The sequence below is a fragment of the Nocardioides ginsengisoli genome (genome assembly GCF_039537225.1).
Lineage (GTDB): Bacteria > Actinomycetota > Actinomycetes > Propionibacteriales > Nocardioidaceae > Nocardioides > Nocardioides ginsengisoli.
The window spans coordinates 50341-69428 of record NZ_BAABAC010000009.1; the positions used below are offsets into that span (position 1 = coordinate 50341).

The 19088-nt window shown below is 74.9% G+C and carries 16 protein-coding genes and 2 riboswitches; of the genes, 7 read left to right on the forward strand and 9 right to left on the reverse strand.

Annotated elements, in window-relative coordinates:
- The first annotated feature begins 122 nt into the window (after positions 1 to 122).
- Positions 123 to 1058, forward strand: a complete 936-nt coding sequence (locus AB4880_RS05860; RefSeq protein ID WP_367918274.1) for an SMP-30/gluconolactonase/LRE family protein — start codon at positions 123 to 125, stop codon at positions 1056 to 1058.
- Position 1059: 1 nt separating this feature from the next.
- Here the strand turns inward: AB4880_RS05860 and AB4880_RS05865 are convergent, their stop codons facing one another.
- Positions 1060 to 5292, reverse strand: a complete 4233-nt coding sequence (locus tag AB4880_RS05865; RefSeq protein ID WP_367918275.1) for an nSTAND1 domain-containing NTPase — start codon at positions 5290 to 5292, stop codon at positions 1060 to 1062.
- A gap of 136 nt (positions 5293 to 5428) precedes the next feature.
- Here AB4880_RS05865 and AB4880_RS05870 point away from each other — a divergent pair, with 136 nt between their 5' ends.
- Positions 5429 to 8356 (forward strand): CapA family protein, encoded by a 2928-nt coding sequence (locus AB4880_RS05870; RefSeq protein WP_367918276.1) that lies wholly within the window; start codon positions 5429 to 5431, stop codon positions 8354 to 8356.
- Here AB4880_RS05870 and AB4880_RS05875 read toward each other — a convergent pair.
- Complete coding sequence (locus AB4880_RS05875) at positions 8307 to 8756, reverse strand: hypothetical protein (RefSeq protein WP_367918277.1); 450 nt, start codon at positions 8754 to 8756, stop codon at positions 8307 to 8309. The two genes, AB4880_RS05870 and AB4880_RS05875, sit on opposite strands and share 50 nt — an antisense overlap.
- Before the next feature lie 20 nt (positions 8757 to 8776).
- Positions 8777 to 8838, forward strand: a riboswitch (guanidine-III (ykkC-III) riboswitch).
- Between the two features lie 10 nt (positions 8839 to 8848).
- On the opposite strand from AB4880_RS05875, the gene AB4880_RS05880 reads away from it, so the two are divergent.
- Positions 8849 to 9163, forward strand: a complete 315-nt coding sequence (locus AB4880_RS05880) for a DMT family transporter (protein WP_367918278.1) — start codon at positions 8849 to 8851, stop codon at positions 9161 to 9163.
- A 70-nt stretch (positions 9164 to 9233) separates the two neighbouring features.
- On the opposite strand, the gene AB4880_RS05885 is transcribed toward AB4880_RS05880, so the two are convergent.
- Together AB4880_RS05885 and AB4880_RS05890 are read right to left on the reverse strand one after the other, a co-directional pair.
- The gene (locus AB4880_RS05885) at positions 9234 to 9437 is read right to left on the reverse strand and encodes a cold-shock protein (RefSeq protein WP_367918279.1); all 204 of its coding nucleotides are present in this window, start codon (positions 9435 to 9437) and stop codon (positions 9234 to 9236) included.
- A 54-nt stretch (positions 9438 to 9491) separates the two neighbouring features.
- Positions 9492 to 10025, reverse strand: coding sequence for a 2'-5' RNA ligase family protein (locus AB4880_RS05890; RefSeq protein WP_367918280.1), 534 nt, complete (start codon positions 10023 to 10025; stop codon positions 9492 to 9494).
- Positions 10026 to 10047: 22 nt separating this feature from the next.
- Here AB4880_RS05890 and cobT point away from each other — a divergent pair, with 22 nt between their 5' ends.
- Together cobT and AB4880_RS05900 are read left to right on the forward strand one after the other, a co-directional pair.
- On the forward strand, positions 10048 to 11088 hold the full coding sequence (cobT, locus tag AB4880_RS05895; RefSeq protein WP_367918281.1) for a nicotinate-nucleotide--dimethylbenzimidazole phosphoribosyltransferase: 1041 nt from the start codon (positions 10048 to 10050) through the stop codon (positions 11086 to 11088).
- A 2-nt stretch (positions 11089 to 11090) separates the two neighbouring features.
- Positions 11091 to 11834 carry an adenosylcobinamide-GDP ribazoletransferase gene (locus tag AB4880_RS05900; RefSeq protein ID WP_367918282.1) on the forward strand — a complete coding sequence of 248 codons (744 nt, stop codon included), beginning with the start codon at positions 11091 to 11093 and terminating at the stop codon, positions 11832 to 11834.
- A 7-nt stretch (positions 11835 to 11841) separates the two neighbouring features.
- On the opposite strand, the gene cobU is transcribed toward AB4880_RS05900, so the two are convergent.
- On the reverse strand, positions 11842 to 12369 hold the full coding sequence (cobU, locus tag AB4880_RS05905; RefSeq protein ID WP_367918283.1) for a bifunctional adenosylcobinamide kinase/adenosylcobinamide-phosphate guanylyltransferase: 528 nt from the start codon (positions 12367 to 12369) through the stop codon (positions 11842 to 11844).
- Positions 12366 to 13799, reverse strand: coding sequence for an RNB domain-containing ribonuclease (locus AB4880_RS05910; RefSeq protein ID WP_367918284.1), 1434 nt, complete (start codon positions 13797 to 13799; stop codon positions 12366 to 12368). The genes cobU and AB4880_RS05910 overlap by 4 nt, the downstream gene beginning before the upstream one ends.
- Before the next feature lie 23 nt (positions 13800 to 13822).
- Here AB4880_RS05910 and yaaA point away from each other — a divergent pair, with 23 nt between their 5' ends.
- Entirely contained in the window at positions 13823 to 14599 is a 777-nt protein-coding gene (gene yaaA / locus AB4880_RS05915) for a peroxide stress protein YaaA (protein ID WP_367918285.1), read from the forward strand.
- A 120-nt stretch (positions 14600 to 14719) separates the two neighbouring features.
- Positions 14720 to 15847: a hypothetical protein gene (locus tag AB4880_RS05920; protein ID WP_367918286.1), complete on the forward strand. Its 1128-nt coding sequence runs from the start codon at positions 14720 to 14722 to the stop codon at positions 15845 to 15847.
- Here the strand turns inward: AB4880_RS05920 and AB4880_RS05925 are convergent.
- The 3 genes from AB4880_RS05925 to AB4880_RS05935 are packed head-to-tail and all read right to left on the reverse strand — an operon-like array spanning position 15795 to position 18825.
- The gene (locus tag AB4880_RS05925; RefSeq protein WP_367918287.1) at positions 15795 to 16967 is read right to left on the reverse strand and encodes a bifunctional RNase H/acid phosphatase; all 1173 of its coding nucleotides are present in this window, start codon (positions 16965 to 16967) and stop codon (positions 15795 to 15797) included. The genes AB4880_RS05920 and AB4880_RS05925 overlap by 53 nt on opposite strands.
- Positions 16964 to 17707, reverse strand: coding sequence for a zinc ribbon domain-containing protein (locus AB4880_RS05930; protein WP_367918288.1), 744 nt, complete (start codon positions 17705 to 17707; stop codon positions 16964 to 16966). Before AB4880_RS05930 ends, AB4880_RS05925 begins: the two co-directional genes overlap by 4 nt.
- A complete protein-coding gene (locus tag AB4880_RS05935; RefSeq protein ID WP_367918289.1) occupies positions 17704 to 18825 on the reverse strand; it encodes a Nif3-like dinuclear metal center hexameric protein in 1122 nt (373 codons plus the stop codon). Before AB4880_RS05935 ends, AB4880_RS05930 begins: the two co-directional genes overlap by 4 nt.
- 39 nt (positions 18826 to 18864) lie before the next feature.
- Positions 18865 to 19036: riboswitch (cobalamin riboswitch) on the forward strand.
- The last annotated feature ends 52 nt before the right edge of the window (positions 19037 to 19088 follow it).

The window sequence follows — 19088 nt, forward strand, 5'->3', positions numbered from 1 at the left end:
TGAGTGACCCGCGCCCGCACCGGGCGCGGGTCACGACAAGGAACCCATGAATTGGCGATGGCACGCCGCCACCCGCGGGACCACGCTGGACCGGAACCAGCGTCCCTGCGGAGGAGTCCGTCATGCGCCTGCTCAGACTCGCCATCGCCCTGCCGACCGCCCTCCTGCTCGCCGCACCGGCGTCGGCGGCGCGGGCGCCGTCGACGGTCCCACTGCCGGTCGACTTCCAGCCGGAGGGGATCGCGATCGGCACCGGCAGCACGTTCTACGTCGGGTCGCTGCGCAGCGGTGACATCTACCGCGGCGACCTCCGCACCGGCGAGGGCCGGGTGATCGCGCACAATCCCGACCGGGCGGCGGTCGGGATGCGGGTCGACGAGGCCCGCAAGCTGCTGTTCGTCGCGGGCGGCCTGGGCGGACACGTCTACGTCTACGACAGCCGGACCGGCGCCGACGTCGCCGACATCACCGTCGGGTCGCCGTCGACGTTCACCAACGACGTGGCGCTGACGAAGGACGCGGCCTACTTCACCGACACCTTCGCGCCCTACGTCTACAAGGTCCCGTACGGCGACCACGGCTTCGGCACCCCGGTCGCGATCCACCTCACCGGCCCGGCGGGGACGTCCATCCCCGGCACCTTCGGGCTCAACGGCATCGACGCGACGCCCGACGGCTCGATGCTGATCGTCAACCACACGCAGCTCGGCATCGTCGCGCTGGTCGACCCCAAGACCGGCGTCAGCACCGAGATCCCGGTCGCGGGCGGCGGCCTGATCGCCGGCACGCCGGACGGGCTCCAGCTCGAGGGGCACCGGCTGTACGTCGTCCAGAACTTCGCCAGCTCGATCGCCGTCGTCGACCTCTCCGGCGACTACTCGCACGGCGTCCTGGTCGACACCATCCACTCCGACCTGCTGCACGTCCCGTCGACCGCCGCCGTCAAGGGCGACACCATCGCGGCCGTCAACGCGCGCTTCGACCTCGGCCTGCCGCCGCCGTTCAGCCCAGGGGCGCCTCCCGGGACGACGTTCGACGTGGTGCTGCTGAGCAAGTAGCTCACGCGCCCGCCGGCCATTGCTCGCAGGTACGGCCGTACGGCCGGCTCGGGAAGTACCGCTTCCACTCCGCCCGCGTCAGGTTCCGCCCGGCGATCACGCACGCCCGCTCGGGCCAGCCGGCGGTGCCGGTGTCGGCGGTCCAGGTGCGGCCGTCGCGCGCGGCGACGAGCAGGCCGGAGCCGTCGGGCAGGTAGCGGATCGAGCCGCCGGTGGCGAGCTCGGGCAGCGGCAGGCTGCCGAGGTAGGCGCCGGTGTGGCCGTCCCAGAGGCCGACCCGGTTGCTCTGCAGGGCCGCGAACTGGTTGCCGTCGGGAGCGAAGGCGACCCAACCGCCGGCGTCGGCGAGGGTGTCGGCGCGCGCATCGGTGCCGATCCATGCGTTCCGTTGCAGGTCGAGCAGGCGCATCCGGCCCTCCCGGTCGGCGGTGGCCAGCAGCCGGCCGTCGGGCGACGCGTCGTTCGGGGCGTTGTCGGGATCGCTGAGCGTGCGGGCCGGCACCGCGTCGACGATCTCACCGGTCTCGGGCCGGACGCGGGTCGCCGAGCCGTCCAGGTGCAGCACGATCACCAGGTCGCCGCGCGCACCCAGCGTGGTCACCACGCCCACCGGTACGGCGTCCGCGACGTCGTCCAGCGTGGCGCGGTCGAGCGTCTGCAGCAGGCCGGTTCGGTCGACCACGTAGACCCGCTCCCCGTCGCCGCTGAACGTCGCGACCAGCTGCTCCCCGCGCGGGAACTGACGGAAGGCGACCTGGCGCCCGGTCGCCGTGTCCCAGATCCGCAGTCGCTCGTCGCCCCCGACGGTGAGCAGCCAGCGCGCGTCCGGCGACCAACGCGGGTTCCAGACGTCCTGCACCGGCGCCGACCGCGGGGTCTGCCGGCCGGTGCGCAGGTCGACGAACCACAGCCGCCCGGCCCGGGTGCGCAGCACGGTGTGGCCGTCCGGCGCCGCGACCGACAGGTCGTACGCCTCCCCGGTCGATGCCGGGGTGCTCTCGCCGAGCGTCAGCACCTGCGAGGCGTCCGGGAGGCGCCACCTCATCACGCCCACCTCGGCGGCCGTGGCGTAGACGGCACGGCCGTCCGGCGCCCACGACATCGACGACGGCCAGACGCCGCCCGGCGCCGCGAAGCGGTGCGCGAGCACGCCGGTGCCGGCGTCCCAGACGTTGACGCTCTCGTCGGCCGATGCGGTGAGCAGGAAGCGGCCGTCGGGCGAGTAGACGGCGCCCTCGGCCAGGTCGGCGCCGCGGAGCGCCGGGCCGCGCCGGCGCAGGGTCCGGGCGTCGTACTGGAGCACGCGGGCGCCCGTGCCGACCGCGATCGTGGCGCCGTCCGGGCTGATGTCGATCCCGGTCGCGTCCTGCTTCGCGGGCAGCGGGACGGCGGCCACCGCGACGAGGCGGCCCGAGTCGACGTCGTAGGTCCGCAGGGGGCGCCGTCCGGCGCTCACCACGACGAGACGGCTGCCGTCGGCGTCGAGGTCGAGCAGGGCGTACTCGGGCACGTCGACGCCGAAGATCGGCTCCGCGGGATGTCGCAGGTCCCAGACGGTGGCGGTGCCGCGTCCGGTGAAGTGCTTCTCGTCGACGTCCCAGTGCTGCACCACGGCGGCGATCCGGCGGCCGTCGGCGCTGTAGGCGAGGGCGTACTCGATGCTGTCCCCCGGTCGCCAGCCACCGAGCTGCCGGTCGGACAGCGCGCCGCCCGGCAGGTCGAGCAGCTGGATCGGCAGCTCGTCGAGCCGCGGCGGTCCGGACGGAACCCACTGGTTGACCGCCATCGCGAGCTGGTGGCCGTCGGGCGAGAACCGGATGATGCTCGACGGCTGCGTCGCCGGGAGGTCGAGCGGCGCGAGGGTCGCGGCGTCGTACAGGTGGACGCCGGGCCGGACGGCGTCCGGCGCGAGGCTGGCGGCGAACGTCCGCCCGTCCGGGCTGAGCGCGGACGACACCGCGAGCTCCCCGCCGAGACTGCTCACCCGCTCCAGTGCGCCCGCCCGGGTCAGCACCGCGCCGAGGTTGTCACGTGCCTGGGCCGAGCCGTCGATCCGGCCGGCCTCCACCGACAGCAGCAGGGCGGTGGCCGTGTCCTTCGCGACGAGCGCCTGGTCGCCGGCCCGCCGCGCCTCGGCCAGGGCAGCCGCCGCCTCGCCGGCGCGACGACTCCGGTCGGCCCGGTGCGCCGCTCGGACGGCGAGCGCGCCCGCCACCAGCGCGAGCACCAGGAGGACGCCGAGCCCGGCCAGGGCCCCGCTCAGCCGGCGCCGGGAGCGGCGCTCGCGGGCGGCCCGCGTCTCCGCCTCCCGCCGCTCGGCCCGTTCCAGCGCGGCGGAGGCGTCCAGGAAGGCGGCCTCGGTGTCGGTGAGGTCCGGCGTCTCGCGCTCGCGCCACTCCTGGGTGCGGGCGAGCCGGGGCCCGCGGTACAGCTCGCTTGCAGGCCGCCCCATCGCGTCCCAGGCGTCGGCGGCACCGGCGACGTGCCGCAGCAGCCGCTGGCCGTCGAGGTCGTCGTCGAGCCAGCCGCGCAGCCGCGGCCAGACCCGCACCAGCGCCTCGTGGGCGATCTGCACGGTCTCGTCGTCGATGCTGACCAGGCGGGCCTCGACCAGCCGCTCGACGAGCAGCGCGTGCTCGGTGTCCACGGCGAACCTGGCCCGCGGCACCCGGGCGCGCACCGGGTCGCCGTCCGCGCTCGGCAGCACCAGCCGCAACAGCAGGGTGCGCAGCTGGGCACGCTGCGGGGCGTCCATGGCGTCGTACAGGGCCTCGGCGGTCTGCGACACGGCCTGCCGGATGCCGCCGGTGGCGCGGTAGCCCACGACGGTGAGGGTCGGTCCCTCGCGGCGGTCCCAGGTCTCGCGGAGCACATGTGAGAGCAGCGGCAGCGCGGCCGGCTCGCCCTCCACCTCACGGATCAGCAGGTCGACGAGTCCCGCCTCCAGCCGCAACCCCGCCCGGTGCGCCGGCCCCTCGATCGCGCTGCGCAGTCCGGACTCGCTCATCGGGCCGAGCAGGTAGAGGCCGTCCTCGAGGACCCGCGCGATCTCCGGGTACGGCGCCAGGTCGCCGAGATGGTCGGCCCGCAGCGCCAGGACCAGCCGGCCGCCGGAGCCCACGTGCAGGGCGAGCGCCGCGAAGTACGCCGACCGCTCCGCCGGGTCTGCGCAGAGCGTCACCGCCTCCTCGGCCTGGTCGACGACGAGCACCTGGCGGCCGCGGGGCTTCAGCCCGCCCAGCGAGTCCAGCGGGTGCGCGCCGGGCAAGGTGACGAGCACCGGCGGCCCGTTCCGCACCAGCGACGCGACCACGCCGGCGCGGACCAGCGACGACTTGCCCACCCCGGAGGGGCCGACGACCGCCAGCACGCCGGTGTCGCGTAGGCGGCGAAGGCAGGCGGCGACGTCGTCCTCGCGACCGAAGAAGGAGTCGGCGTCCGCGGCGTCGTAGGGCAGCAGGCCGCGATAGGGACAGCCGACCCGCACCCGGGTCGGCGGCGCGGGCGCGAGGGACGGGTCCTGCCGCAGCAGCAGCGCCTCGAGCTCGACCAGCTCGCGTCCGGGGTCGAGCCCGAACTCGTCGACCAGCATCGCCCGGGCCCGCCTGATCGCGCCGAGCGCCTCCGGCTGCCGGCCCGACGCGTGCAGGGCGCGGGCGAGCAGCGCCCACCGCGGCTCGCGGAAGGGCGCCTGGGTGACCAGCGCCCGAGCCCGCTCCAGGACCTCGCGGGCCCGGCCGGCGGCGACCTCCGCCTCGACCAGCAGCTCCTCGGCGTCGCGGCGCAGCTCGTCGAGGCGGACCGTCTCCACGCGGCCCGGCTCCCACTCCGTCAGGTCCGGCAGCGCCGGCCCGCGCCAGAGGTCCAGCGCCTCCTGGGCCAGGTACGACGCCCGCGCCGGGTCGCCGCCCGCCAACGCCTCGCGGGCCCGCTCGAGCAGCCGCTCGAACCGCCGGTGGTCGAGCTCCTCGTCGGTGAGCGCGAGGCGGTAGCCGTTGGCCGTCGACTGGATCGCGCCGCTGCCGAGCTGCTTGCGCAGCCGGACCACGCAGCCCTGCAGCACCTTGGCCCAGGACGCCGGGAGCGCCTCGCCCCACAGCGCGTCGCCCAGCGCGTGCGTGGTGACCGGCTCGCCCGCGCGCACGACGAGCGCCGAGAGCACGACCCGGTCCCGAGGGCTCAGGCCGTCGACCTGCCCGTCGACCTGCAACGGGCCGAGCACGGCGACACCCATGGTCCGACTGTCCGCCCGCCCCGACCGGCCGTCAACGGGGCCGTTACCGGGCCGATACCGCTCCGGAGGCACGCCGGAACCGCCCGGTCGCACAACGGGAGCGTCCGCTCTTCCCGACGCCCCCAAGGAGCCCGTCATGAACCCCCGAACCACCGCACCGACGGCGCTCGCCGCGCTCGCCCTCCTCGTCGCGGCCTGCAGCGCCACCCCCGCTCCCGAGCCGATCTCGGCGCCGCCGGGCTCGGCCTCGCCCCGCGCCCCGAGCACCGGCGGCGGCCCGGTCGACCTCCGGCCGATCACGGCAGGCACGGCGCTGGCGCCCGCGACGTACGCCGTCCCACTGATGGGCGACGAGGGCCCGGCGCGGGCGCTCGTCGACGTCCCCGCCGGCTACTACTCGGCCGGCGGCTGGGTCATCGACGCCGGTCACGGCACGGAGGCCCCGGACGAGTTCGGGGACCTGATGTTCCTCACCGGCGACCTGGGCGGCGTCGAGACCCAGCCGTGCCGGCACGGCGGCGTGGTCCCCGTCGGTCCCCGCGTCGGCGACCTCGCACGGGCGCTGGTCGCCGCCGAGGGGCCGTCGACCCGCCCCCACGCCGTCACCGTCGGCGGCTACCCGGGCCTCGCCCTGACCATCACCGCACCGGCCGACATCGCGGCCTGCGGCGATCTCTACCGGCTGTTCCAGGGCCCCGGCGGCAACTGGTACGGCGCCGACCTGGCCCGCACCCGCGTCCACCTCTGGATCCTCGACGTCGACGGCCGGCGGGTCGTGGCCGGCGTACGCGTCATCCCCGGCCACACCAGCCACCCTGCCGAGCTGGTGCGGATGGCCGCGACCGCGCGCTTCGTCCCCGACCTGACGGCCGACCGGACCGGGCAGCTGCTCGGCGAGACTCCCCCGGACGCTCCCCTGCCCGCCGGCTCCTACGCGCTCGACGCATGGGGATCGGCCGCCAAGCTGGCGCTGATGCGCGCGCCGGCCGGCTTCGGCCGCTACCAGGACTGGACGCTCGTCGCCGGCGACGAGACCGACCGGGACGGGCGGTTCCGCGGCGTCGGCTACCTGCGGCCGACCGAGGTGTTCGGCGACCCCTGCGGCACCCCGCGGCACCGCAAGTCCGCCACGCTGCACGACCCCGGCCCCACGGTCGCCGACCTCGCCGCGGCCCTCACCCGGCAGCTGGGCGCCCCCGCCACGACACCCGTACCGGTGACGATCGACGGCTACGACGGCCTCTACCTCGACTACGCGGTGCCGCGGGGACACGACCGGCCGACGACCTGCGAGAACCAGGACTGGGACATCCTCGCCACCGACGACGGCGAGTGGCGGCTCACCGGCACCGGGGAGCGCGCCGGGATCTGGATCCTCGACGTCGCCGGCGAGCGCGTCGTCCTCGCCTGGGTCGCCGATCTCGGCGTCGGTCCTCGGCAGGTCGAGCAGCTGCGGCAGATGGTCGCCTCGACCCGGTTCGTGGACCCCGCGCCGGCCGGCGGTGAGCCGGCCGGCGCGCACGGCACGGTGACCCTGGCGTTCGCCGGGGACGTCCACTTCGAGGCGCACCTCGCCGGGCTGCTCGACCATCCGCGCGACGCCCTCGGCCCGATCACGGACGCGCTCGCGTCCGCGGACCTCGCGATGGTCAACCTGGAGTCGGCCATCGCCGAGCCGGGGCGCCGCCCGGAGGCGAAGGAGATCGAGGTGCCGGGCCGGCGCTTCCACTTCCGCACCACGCCGGCGGCCCTCGACCTGCTCGCCGCGGCGGGCGTCGACGTGGTCACCATGGCCAACAACCACGGCGCGGACTACGGGCCCGAGGGGCTCGCCGACACGCTCGCGGCGATCGGTCGCAGCCCGGTGCCCGTGGTCGGCGTCGGGCGCGACCGCGACGCCGCGTTCACGCCGTACATCGTGACGGTGCGGGGCACGCGCTTCGCCTTCCTCGCAGCCGATGCGTCGATGCGGGAGGGATCCAGCGACGTGTGGGCCGCCGGCCTCCACAACCCCGGCCTGGCCGCGGCGCACGGCGACCGCCCCCGCGCGCTGATCGCGGCCGTGCGCGCGGCGAGCCGGCAGGTCGACGTCGTCGTGGTCTACCTGCACTGGGGCGAGGAGCTCCGGTCCTGCCCGACCCACCGGCAGCTGTCCACCGCGCAGGCACTCGCCGACGCGGGCGCCGACGTGGTCGTCGGCAGTCACGCGCACGTGCTGCTCGGGTCCGGCTGGCTGGGGACGACCTACGTCGGCTACGGGCTGGGCAACTTCCTCTGGTACCACGATCACCAGCCCGAGACCGGCGTGCTCCGGCTGACCGTCCGCGACGGACAGGTGGTCGGCGACGCACTCGTCCCCGCGCGGATCCACCCCGACGGGCGGCCCTACCCGCTCGGCGGGCCCGCTCGCGAGGCGGCCGTCGCGGCCTGGCGGGGGCTCCGTGACTGCACCGGGCTCGCGCGACACGCGGGGGCGTCGCCCACGCCGTACACGGGGACGATCGAGCGGATCGGGCCCGCGCTGCGCGCGCGGATGCGCTTCAGCCACCACGCCGGGTGCCCGGTGCCGCTGCGCGACCTCCGCTATCTCCGGCTCGGCTATGTCGGCTTCGACGGCCGCCCGCACACCGGCGAGCTGGTCGTGCACGAGCGGTACGCCGCCGCGGTCGTCGGCGTCTTCCGCCGGCTCTACGACGCCCGCTGGCCGATCCGCCGGATGCGCCTGGTCGACGAGTACCGCGGTGACGACGAGCGCTCGATGGCCGCCGACAACACCTCCGGCTTCAACTTCCGCAAGGTCGCGGGCAGCACCGCCCTCTCCGCCCACGCGTACGGCGCCGCCGTCGACGTCAACCCGCGGGAGAACCCCTACCTGACGGCGCAGTCACCGTCGGACGCCCACCCGACCGCAGGCCCCGGCGTGATCCGGGACGGCGACGTCGTGGTCCGCGCCTTCGCGAGCATCGGCTGGTCGTGGGGCGGCGCCTGGACCGGGCCGAAGGACTACCAGCACTTCACCGCCGGCACTTCGGGTCCGGCTTCGCTGCGCCGCCGGCCGCGCTGAGGCACGCCCCGTCGTACACGGGTCGCGAGCCGAGCGGCGCGGCCAGCGTCACCTTCAGGTCGTAGCCGACGGCCATTGCGATGCACTCGCCCCGCTTCACCTTCGCGTACGTCGTGATCACGACGCGCCGGCTGGTCTCGTCGACCACGGCCTGGTTGGACGCCTGGCACGCGCTGCCGTCGTAGCCGACGGTCAGGACGGCGCCCGCGACGGTGAGCCGGGTCCAGGAGACCGGCCGACCGGGTGGAACCGGGCCGGCGGAAACGGAGGGCGCCGGATCGGCGGCCTCGGTCGACACGGAGTCGCCCCACAACAGGCGCCAGCCTTCGACGCCGGCCGCGCCGACTCCCGCGGCCAGGATGAGGATCAGGATTCCCCGCACGATGCGCACGGGCGTCATACCTCCACGGTAATCTGCTCGCACAGCCGAGACCGGCTGCCGGACGAGGGAGCCGTACCCGGAGCGCGACAAGACGGCCATGAGGAGTCGTCATGGCGTGGATCGTGCTGGTCATCTCCGGATGTCTCGAGACCGTGTGGGCGACCGCACTGGCCCGCACCGAGGGTTTCACCCGCCTGGTGCCGTCGGTGGTGTTCCTGGTCGCCAACGTGGCGAGCATGGTGGGTCTCGCCTACGCGATGCGCACCCTGCCGCTCGGGACGGCGTACGCCGTCTGGGTCGGGATCGGCGCGACGCTCACCGTCGTCTACGCGATGGCGACCGGGGCCGAGCCGATGAGCGTGGTCCGGGTGCTGCTCATCCTGGGCCTGATCGGGTGCATCGTCGGGCTCAAGGTCACCCACTGACCGGTCGCCGGGCACGCAAAAACAAACCGAGCCCCGGCCCGCGATGCGGGACGGGGCTCGGACGTGCTCGTCAGAGCGGGCGGACGTTCTCCGCCTGGGGGCCCTTCGGGCCCTGGGTGACGTCGAACTCGACCTGCTGGTTCTCGTCCAGGGACTTGTAGCCCGAGCCCTGGATGGCCGAGAAGTGGACGAAGACGTCCGGGGTGCCGTCGGCCGGGGCGATGAAGCCGAAGCCCTTCTCGCTGTTGAACCACTTAACGGTTCCCTGAGCCATTTTGTATCTCCTTGGTGTTCGCGCCGCGACGTTCTCGACGCGACGCGCGTGACGCTACACGAATTCACCCCATCGTCCGAAAGGCCATGCCCATAAAACTCGACATTCGCCCTCGTCGTACCACTGCAGCTCGAGCCGTTCGGCCCTCGTCCGGACCGGCAGGAGGCCCTCCAGGTCCGCCTCGACGGACGCCACGGAGACCTCCGGGGCGAGCCGATCCAGGGTCAGATGGGGGACGACGTCGCCGAACCGGCCCTCGTACGGCGGGCACTCGGGGAAGGCTCGCCACAGCCGCGCGGTCAGCTCGGTGAAGGGCCCCGTGGGCTCGGGCACCGCGTGCACGATGCCGTCGGGGAAGGCGGCGATCTCGGCGAGAGCGAAGTCGAGGGCCGGGGTGGTCCGGGCGATCTCGGCGACCCGCTCCAGGTCGCCCGCGCTCGGCGCGGTCACGAAGGGCGCCAGCGCGGTGATGTGGGCGTGGGTGAACGCGGGGTCGCGGGACACCCAGCCCGGGTCGTAGTGCTCCCAGCGCCCGCGGACGTACGGCTCGAGGGCCGGGACGGGAACCGCGAGGACGGAGTGAGCCACCCGGGGAGGATAGGTTGCGGCCATGACCGCCGCCGCCGTACCGCCGCCGAACCCTGACGCCCGCGCCCGTGCCGCCGACCGCCTCGCCGGCCTCGCGACCCCTGCCGGCGCGCTCGGCCGCCTCGGCGACCTCGGGGTCTGGGTGGCGGCGACGCAGGGCGAGGTCCCGCCGCGTCCGCTCGACGACGTCCGGCTGGTGATCTTCGCCGGCGACCACGGCGTCGCGCAGCACGGCGTCTCGGCCTATCCCCCGGCGATCACGCCGGCGATGGTCCGCACCTTCGTCCTCGGCAAGGCCGGCGTCTCGGCGCTGGCGACCGCGCACGGCGTCCACGTGCGGGTCCTCGACATCAGCGTCGACGACGACCTCGAGGGCGTGCCGGCCGACGTCCAGGCCCACAAGGTACGGCGCGGCAGCGGCGCGATCCACGTCGAGGACGCGCTCACCGAGGCCGAGACCGCCCAGGCGCTCGCCGCCGGCCGCGCGGTCGCCCGCGAGGAGATCGAAGCCGGCGCCCAGCTGCTCCTGTCCGGCGACATGGGCATCGGCAACACCACCCCTGCCTCGGCGATGGTCGCGGCGGGCCTGGGCCTGCCCGCCGCCGAGGTGACCGGCCGCGGCACCGGCGTCGACGACGCGGCACTGCAGCACAAGACGGCCGTCGTCCAGCAGGCCCTCGACCGCGCCGGCGACCGGCTTGCCGACCCGGTCCAGACCCTGCAGGCGGTCGGCAGCGCCGACCTGGCCGCGACCGTGGGCTACCTGCTCGAGGCCGCCGAGAGCGGCGTGCCGGTGCTCCTCGACGGCCTGATGTCGGTCGCCTGCGCGCTCACCGCCGACCGGATCGCACCCGGCGCGGCCGCCTGGTTCGCCGCCGGTCACCGCTCCACCGAGCCGGCGCAGTCGCTGGCGCTCGACAAGCTCGGCCTGTCCCCCGTGCTCGACCTGGGCCTGCGCCTCGGCGAGGGCTCCGGCGCGGTCGCCGCCGTACCGGTGCTCCGCTCGGCCGTCGCCCTCCTGCGCGACGTGGCGCTGCTCGCCGACCTGATGCCGCCGGAGTGAGCGTGGCGCTCGTCGGTCGGAGCCTGCGGCTCTCGATCGGCATGCTGACCGCGCTCCGGGTGCCGCCCGTGCTGCGCGTGACGCCCGGCGTCGCCACCGGCGCGCTGCTGCTCGCGCCGCTCGCCGCGCTCCCCCTCGGCGCGCTCGTCGGCGCCGTGGTGTGGGGCGGCGCCCGCCTCGACCTGCCGCCGCTCGCCGTCGCCTTCGCCGCCCTCGCCCTGCTCGCCGCCGCCAGCCGCGCGCTGCATCTCGACGGGCTCTCCGACGTCGCCGACGGGCTGACCGCGTCCTACGACCGGGAGCGCTCGCTCGCCGTCATGAAGAGCGGTACGGCAGGCCCCGCCGGCGTCGCCGCGCTCGTCCTGGTGCTCGGGGCGCAGGCCGCGAGCCTGATGGCCTACGCCGAGCGCCCGGTCGTCGCCGGAGCGGCGGTCTGCGCCTCGCGCGCGGCACTCTGGATCACCGCCTGCACGCTCGTCCCGCCCGCCCGCCAGGACGGCCTCGGCGTCACCTTCACCCGCCGGGTACCCGTCGCCGTCGCGGTGCTCGGGTGGGCGGCACTGGCCGCGCTGGCCGTGCTCGCCGACCCGGTGCGGGGGCCGGTGACCGTGGGCGTCGCGGCCCTCGTCGTGGTGGCGCTGACCGTGCGCGCGATCCAGCGGTTCGGCGGCGTCACGGGCGACGTCTTCGGCGCGGGGATCGAGCTGGCGCTCGCCGTCCTGCTGATGGGGCTCGCGGGCGCCTGAGCGCCCCTCAGAGGCGCAGCACGCGCCCGGAGATCACCAGGTGGACCTCGGCGCACATCTGCGCGACCCGCTGGTTGACCGTGCCGAGCAGGTCGCGGAACAGCCGTCCGGAGCGGTGGTCGGGGACGACGCCCAGGCCGACCTCGTTGGTGACCAGCGCGACGATCCGCTCCGCGGGAACCTCGGCCAGCGCCGCCACCAGCTCGTCGAGGCGCCCGTTCACCACGGCCTCGACGTCCTCGACCGGCGCCGCCCACAGCGATCCGGCGTCGATCACGCCGGTCAGCCAGGTGCCGAGGCAGTCGACGAGCACCGGGCCGTCAGCCGCGCCGAGCGCATCGGCGAGGTCGATCGTCTCGACCGTCGTCCAGGACGACGGGCGGCGGTCGCGGTGGGCGGCGACGCGGGCGGCCCAGTCGGCGTCGTCGTACTGGGGGCCGGCGGCGACATAGGTGACCGCGGGCGCGTCGGCGAACAGGCTCTCGGCGTGGCGGGACTTGCCCGACCGGACGCCGCCGGTGACGAGGATCTTCACGACAGCGTGAACGCGACCTTGCGGGTCGCGACGTCGGCGGAGGCGAGCGTGACCTGGACGTCCTCGCCCAGGGGCAGCGCGCTCGCGGCGGTCACCGGGGCCTCCACCCCGACCTCCCCGAGGACGACGACGCCGGTGGTCGGATCGTCCTCCTTGACGCTGGTGACCACCCCGTCGAAGCGGTCGCCGACCCGGTCGGCGAGGACCGCCGCCTCGACCAGGTCGAGCACCGCGCGCTCGTAGGCGCTCGCCCGGCGCGCGGAGTCCTGCAGCGTCTTGGGCAGGCCCGGCAGCGCCGCGGCGACCCAGTCGGGGACCGGCGTGCCGGCGCAGATCGCGACGCAGACCTCGCCGGCGTAGCGGTCGCCGAGGCGGCGCAGCGGCGCGGTGACATGGGCGTACTCGGCGGCGATCGCGGAATGCCGGGTCTGCTCGGGCAGCTCGCCGTCGAAGGCGGCGTAGCCGCTGCCGCGCAGCAGCCGGGTGCACGCCACGACCATCGCCTGGTGCTGGGAGACCTTCGGGTCGAGGGACCGGATGAACGCCGGGTAGTCGACGTCGGCGGGCCAGGAGATCCGCAGGCCCTTCGCGACCCGGCGCAGCCGCGCGACGTCGCGCGGGTCGGGCGGCGGGAGGGTGCGCAGCATGCCGACCTTGGCGCCGACCATCAGCGTGGCCGCGCCCATGCCGGTCAGCAGCGAGATCTGGGCGTTCCACTGCTCGGCCGGGAGCTGCTCGCGGAAGGCCAGCTGCAGTCCGCCGTCGAGCTCGTCGACCTCCTGCTCGGGCAGCGGCAGCGAGACGCCGCCGCGGGCGATCTCCTGCTGGGTGCGGAGCTCGCCGACCACCTGGAGCAGGGCGAGCACGTCGCCGCCGGTGCCCCCGTCGATGGCGCGCTGCGCGTCGACGTACGACCAGCGGGCGGTGGAGCGGACCTTCGCGCGCTCGACGTGCACCTTCGTGAGGGCGCCGTCGGCGGCGAGGTCGAGGGTCCACAACAGCGCGGGCCGGACCTGGTCGGGCAGCAGCGAGGCGGCGTCCTCGGAGAGCTCGGCGGGGTGCAGCGGGATGCGCGTGCCGGCGCCGTACAGCGTCTCGCCGCGGCGGTTGGCCTCGACGTCGATCGGGTCGCCCGGGTGGACGAAGGCGGCGACGTCTGCGATCGCGTAGTGGACCCGGAACCCGTCGCCGGCGCGCTCGATGTGGAGCGCCTGGTCGAGATCCATCGAGCCGGCCGGGTCGATGGTGAGGAACGGGATGTCGGTGCGGTCGAGCTCGGGCAGGACGACGGCCGCGGCCGCGCCCTTCGCCGCCTCGACCACCTCGGCAGGGAACTCGCCGGGCAGGGCCAGCTCCTTCGCGATCTGCTCCAGACCCTGCTGCAGCGCTGGGGAGCTCGCCTTCACCCGGACCACGAGGTTGCTCGGCATGTCGTCGACCCTATCCTTGGCCGGTGCTGATCCTGCTGCCGCCGAGCGAGGGCAAGTCCGTTCCGTCCCGCGGAGCCGCGCTCGACCTGTCCGGCCTCGCGCTGCCCGAGCTGACCCACGCCCGCCGCGAGGTGCTCGACGCGCTGGTCACGCTGTGCCGCGACGACCCGGCGAAGGCGGCCGAGGTCCTCGGGCTCTCCGCCGGCCAGGTCGACCTCGTCGACCGCAACGCCGACCTGCCGAGCGCGCCGACGGCGCGGGCCGACCGGATCTACACCGGCGTCCTGTACGACGCCCTCGACGTCGCCACCCTGTCGCCCGCCGCCAAGCGCCGGGCCACGAGCCGGGTCGCGGTCGCGTCCAGCCTGTTCGGGATGGTCCGCTTCGGCGACCGGATCCCGTCGTACCGGCTCTCGGGTGACGCCTCGCTCCCCCACCTCGGCCCGGTCGCCGCGGTCTGGCGCGAGGCGCTGCCGCCGGTGATGACCGCGGCGCTGGGGCGCGGGCTGCTCGTCGACCTGCGCTCGGGGATGTACGCGAACTTCTGGAAGCCCGGGCCCGAGCTCGCGCCGCGCGTGGCGACGGTCCGCGTGCTGCACGAGCACAACGGCACCCGCAAGGTGGTGAGCCACTTCAACAAGGCCACCAAGGGCCGGATCGTCCGGGCGCTGCTCGAGGACGGCGCCGACCCGCGGACCCCGGCCGCCCTCGCCGACGTCCTGGGCCGGCTGGGCTGGACCGTCGAGACGGCCTCGGGGAAGTCGGGAACTCAGCTCGACATCGTCGTCAGCGAACTCTGAGGGCTCGTCGTACCGGACGTTTTGGTCGCAGAATCGCCATTTCGCGACCAGAACGTCCGGTACGACGGGGGCTGTGGAGAGCGCGCCGCACGGATCGTCGGATCGGCGGATGCTCTCCGCATGGAGTTGCGCATCAACCGTTCCGGACTCGTCGTGCCGACGCGCACCGATCCGCGTGGGGTCACGGGCCCCTCACCCCGTCAGGCGCGCGGGGCGTCCTGGACCAGGGTCGGGCGCGGGCTCTACCGCCCGGCCGGGGTGGCCGACACCGTGGCGCAACGGATCGTCGACGCCGTCGCCGCGATGCCGGAGGGCAGTGCGGCCACCGGGTGGGCCGCCTTGCACTGGCTGGGGGCGCGCTGGTCCGACGGCATGGCCGCCGACAGCAGTCCGCGGCCGGTCCCGGTGGCGGTCGGCGACCGGCACGCCCGTCGGCGGCGACCCGGCGTGGTGGTGTCGGAGGACTGGCTGCTGCCCGGCGACGTGATGCTGGTCGACGGACTTCCCGTCACCATCCCGGTCCGGTCAGTGACCTACGAGGCGCGGGTGGCTGACGGCGAGACGAGCGCGCTGGTCGCGATCGAGATGGCGATGTACGACGACCTGGTGAGCCTCGCCGAGCTGCGGGCCTACACCGCCCGGCTCGTCAGCCGGCCCGGCAAGCGCCGGCTCGAGGCCGCACTCGACGCGGCCGAGGAGAACGTCTGGTCGCCGATGGAGACCGTGATGCGGCGCGCCTGGCAGGAACACCGGAACCGGCAGCTTCGCTGCAACCAGCCCGTGTTCGACCTCGCCGGCAACCACCTCGTGACCCCCGACCTGCTCGACGTCGAGGCCGGCGTCGCCGGGGAGTACGACGGCAGCGTGCACGACAGCGGGCGACGCCGCAGCCGGGATCTGGCGCGGGAGGAGCTCATGCGGCGCCTCGGGATCGAGGTCGTCATCATGGTGGCCGGCCGCGGTGAGCAGCCGCGCCTGCACCATCGCATCTCCGGCGCGTACGAGCGAGCCGGCCGCACGACCGGACCCCGCCTGTGGACCATCGAGCAGCCGCGGTGGTGGGTGGACACCTCCACGGTGTCCCGGCGCCGGGATCTCGACCCGATCCTCCGCGAACACTGGCTGGGCCACCGTCGTACCGGACGAATCGGTCGCGAAATCGCCTGTTTTGCGACCGATTCGTCCGGTACGACGGCTACCAGCGGCCGGAGTCGCGCAGCGTACGGCGACCCGGCGCGAGCGCGTTGAAGAAACGCATCGAGCCCTTCGACTCGCCGGTGCGCGGGTCGTCGTAGAACGCGAGGACGGAGACCGCGGCGGGCGCGAGCTCCATCCGGAACAGGGTCTCGAGCGGCGCGTCGAGCGCGTGCGCGACGAGGGTCTTGATCGGCGTCACGTGGCTGACCACGACGACGGTGCGGCCGCGGTGGGTGGTGAGCAGCCGGTCGAGGCCGGCGAGCACCCGCTCGCGGACGGCGACGAACGACTCGCCGCCCGGCGGCGGCGTCGCCATGTCGGCGAACCAGGCGTCGAGCCGGGCCTGGTCGCGCTCGGCGACCTCGGCGAAGGTGAGGCCGTCCCACTCGCCGAACTCCATCTCGGCGAAGCCGGCGTCCTCCTCGACGGGCAGGCCCAGCTCGGCGGCGATGATGTCGGCGGTCTCGCGGGTACGGCGCACCGGCGAGGCGACGACGACGTCGATGCTGTCGCGCAGCTCGGTCAGCCAGGTCGCGACCTCGGCGGCCTGCGCGCGGCCCTCGTCGGACAGCGGCGGGTTGTCGCCGCCCAGCCCGCCGGAGAACCGCCGTCCGGTGGTGTGGGGCGTGACGCCGTGGCGGACCAGCACGATCGTGGTCGGCTGCCCCGGCCCGCGGGCGGGCGACTCGGCCTGCTCGGCCGCCGACTCGGGCTCGTCGGCCAGGCCGTCGGCAGGGACGGCGCCGGGCAGGGTGACGCCGGCACGCTTGCCGTCGAGCGCCTCGTTGGCGAGTCGGTCGGCGTGGGCGTTGGCGGCCCGCGGCACCCAGGTGTACGTCGTGCCGGCGGGCGCGATCGCCTTGGCCTCGGCCGCGAGCGTCTGCATGTCGGCGTGCTTGATCTTCCAGCGCCCGGACATCTGCTCGACGACGAGCTTGGAGTCCATGCGCACCTCGACCGAGGCCCCCGGGGCATGGTCGACGGCGAGGGTCAGGCCGGCGACGAGGCCGGAGTACTCGGCGACGTTGTTGGTGGTGACGCCGAGCGTCCGGGCGTCCTCGGCGAGGACGGCGCCGGTGTCGGCGTCGCGCAGGACGGCGCCGTAGGCCGCCGGGCCCGGGTTGCCGCGCGAGCCACCGTCGGCCTCGACGACGACCCGGCGAGCGGTCACAGCCCGCTCTCGGGCGTGCGGACCAGGATCCGCTGGCACTCCTCGTGACGCAGCACGACGTTCGCGGGGGTGGCCCGGATCTCGGCGATCTCGCCCGCGTCGAGGGTCAGCTGGCAGCCGCCGCACTGACGGGCGCGCAGCGCGCCGACGCCGATGCCGCCCTTGTTGGCCCGCAGCTTCTCGTACAGCGCGACCAGGTCGTCGGGGAGGTCGGCGACGATCGCGGGCCGCCCGGCGGCGACCGACGCGATCTCGGCGTCGAGGGACGCCGCCCGCTCGTCGCGCGACGTGGTGAGCTCGCCGAGGCGGCCGTCGAGCTCGTCGATCGCGGAGGTCAGCTCGGCCATCGCCGACTGTGCCTCCTCGAGCTGCTCCATGACCTCGAGCTCCTCGTCCTCGAGAGTCGCGATCCGGCGCTCCAGGGACTCGAGCTCGTGCTGCATGCGCTCGAGGTCCTTGGGGTTGGCGACGGCGCCGGAGTCCATCCGGTCGCGGTCGCGGGTACGGCGGGCCTTGACCTGCTCGACGTCGGCGTCGGCCTTGGCCTGGGCGACCGCGAGGTCGTCGACGACGATGCGCTGGTCGCGGATCCGGCCGTCGACGTCGGACCTCCTGCCGAGCAGGTCCTTGATCTCCGCGGCCTCCGCGGGGTTGGCGCGCTGGTGGCGCAGCTGGTCGACCTGCGAGTCGAGGGCCTGCAGGTCGAGCAGACGGAGCTGGGCGGCGGGATCGGCGTTCACAGGTGCATTGTCCAAGGATCGGTGACCGCCGCGCTCACCCGGGTCTCCACGCCGTCGCCGAGCGCCTCGTGGAGCCGCTCGGCGAGCACCGGGAGCCAGGTCCACTCGGCCGCCCAGTGGGCGACGTCGACCAGCGCCGGGCCGCCCTTCTCGACGAACTCGGCGGCCGGATGGTGCCGCAGGTCGCTGGTGACGTAGACGTCGACGTCGAGGCCCGCGACCCGGTCGAGCAGGAAGTCGCCGGCGCCGCCGCAGACGGCGACCCGCTTGACCGGACGGTCGGGGTCGCCGGCGACGCGGACGCCGTGATGGGTCTCGGGCAGCGCCTTGCGGACCGTCTCGGCGAACTCGGCGAGCGTGGTCGGCGCGACCGACCCGACCCGGCCGGTGCCGGTGGTGACCAGGCCCGGGTCGGCGAGCGCGACGACGTCGTAGGCCGGCTCCTCGTAGGGGTGGGCGGCCAGCATCGCCCGGACCACGGCCGGGCGCAGGCTGCGGCCGAGGACCACCTCGATGCGGACCTCGGGGACGACCTCGAGCTCGCCGATGGTGCCGATCGCCGGGTCGGCGCCGTCGAGCGGGCGGAACCGGCCCTCGCCCGGCGCGCTGGTGAAGGAGGCGAAGTCGTAGTCGCCGATGCGCCCCGCGCCGGCCTCGGCGATGGCCGCGCGCACCGGCGCGGCGGCGTCGGCCGGGACGAAGACGGTGAGCTTGTCGAGCGGCTCGCTCGGCGCCGGGACGATGGGCGCCAGGTCGGTCAGCCCGAGCGCCACCGCGAACGCCTCGGACACCCCGCCGACCGCCTGGTCGGCGTTGGTGTGGGCGGTGAGCAGCGCGCAGTCGGCCTTGGCCAGCGTGTGCAGCGTGCGGCCCTTGGGCGTGGTGGCCGCGAAGCCGTTGACGCCCTTGAGGAAGAGCGGGTGGTGGACGATGAGCAGGTCGGCCTTCCACTCCGCCGCCTCGGCCGCGACCTCGGGCGCCGGGTCGACGGCGAGCAGCACCTTCTTGACCGGCTGCGCGGGATCGCCGTAGACGAGGCCGACGGCGTCCCAGCTGTCGGCGCTGGCTGGGGGGTACCAGCCGTGGACCAGGTCGACGACGTCCTTGAGCGAGGGCATGGCGGTCAGGCTACCGACGATGCCCGACAGAATCGGATTGCTAGAGTGGCCGGCGCCAGCGAAGGGAACCCGGTGCGAGTCCGGGACTGACGCGCAGCGGTGTGGGTGACGGACGGAGCACGATGTCACTGGATCTCCGAGCGAGATCTGGGAAGACGCTCCGGGCCGGATGATCCCGAGTCCGAAGACCTGCTGGCCCTTGCGGCCCGACCGTCGTGAGGTCGATGTGGGGCGATCGCGAGGAGCCCCGGCCTCGAAGGACC

Excerpts from the sequence above, each read along its gene's own strand:
- AB4880_RS05860 (WP_367918274.1), top strand. The coding sequence starts at position 123 with ATGCGCCTGCTCAGACTCGCCATCGCCCTGCCGACCGCCCTCCTGCTC.
- AB4880_RS05865 (WP_367918275.1), bottom strand. The coding sequence starts at position 5,292 with ATGGGTGTCGCCGTGCTCGGCCCGTTGCAGGTCGACGGGCAGGTCGAC.
- AB4880_RS05870 (WP_367918276.1), top strand. The coding sequence starts at position 5,429 with ATGAACCCCCGAACCACCGCACCGACGGCGCTCGCCGCGCTCGCCCTC.
- AB4880_RS05875 (WP_367918277.1), bottom strand. The coding sequence starts at position 8,756 with ATGACGCCCGTGCGCATCGTGCGGGGAATCCTGATCCTCATCCTGGCC.
- AB4880_RS05880 (WP_367918278.1), top strand. The coding sequence starts at position 8,849 with ATGGCGTGGATCGTGCTGGTCATCTCCGGATGTCTCGAGACCGTGTGG.
- AB4880_RS05885 (WP_367918279.1), bottom strand. The coding sequence starts at position 9,437 with ATGGCTCAGGGAACCGTTAAGTGGTTCAACAGCGAGAAGGGCTTCGGC.
- cobT (WP_367918281.1), top strand. The coding sequence starts at position 10,048 with ATGACCGCCGCCGCCGTACCGCCGCCGAACCCTGACGCCCGCGCCCGT.
- AB4880_RS05910 (WP_367918284.1), bottom strand. The coding sequence starts at position 13,799 with ATGCCGAGCAACCTCGTGGTCCGGGTGAAGGCGAGCTCCCCAGCGCTG.
- AB4880_RS05920 (WP_367918286.1), top strand. The coding sequence starts at position 14,720 with ATGGAGTTGCGCATCAACCGTTCCGGACTCGTCGTGCCGACGCGCACC.
- AB4880_RS05935 (WP_367918289.1), bottom strand. The coding sequence starts at position 18,825 with ATGCCCTCGCTCAAGGACGTCGTCGACCTGGTCCACGGCTGGTACCCC.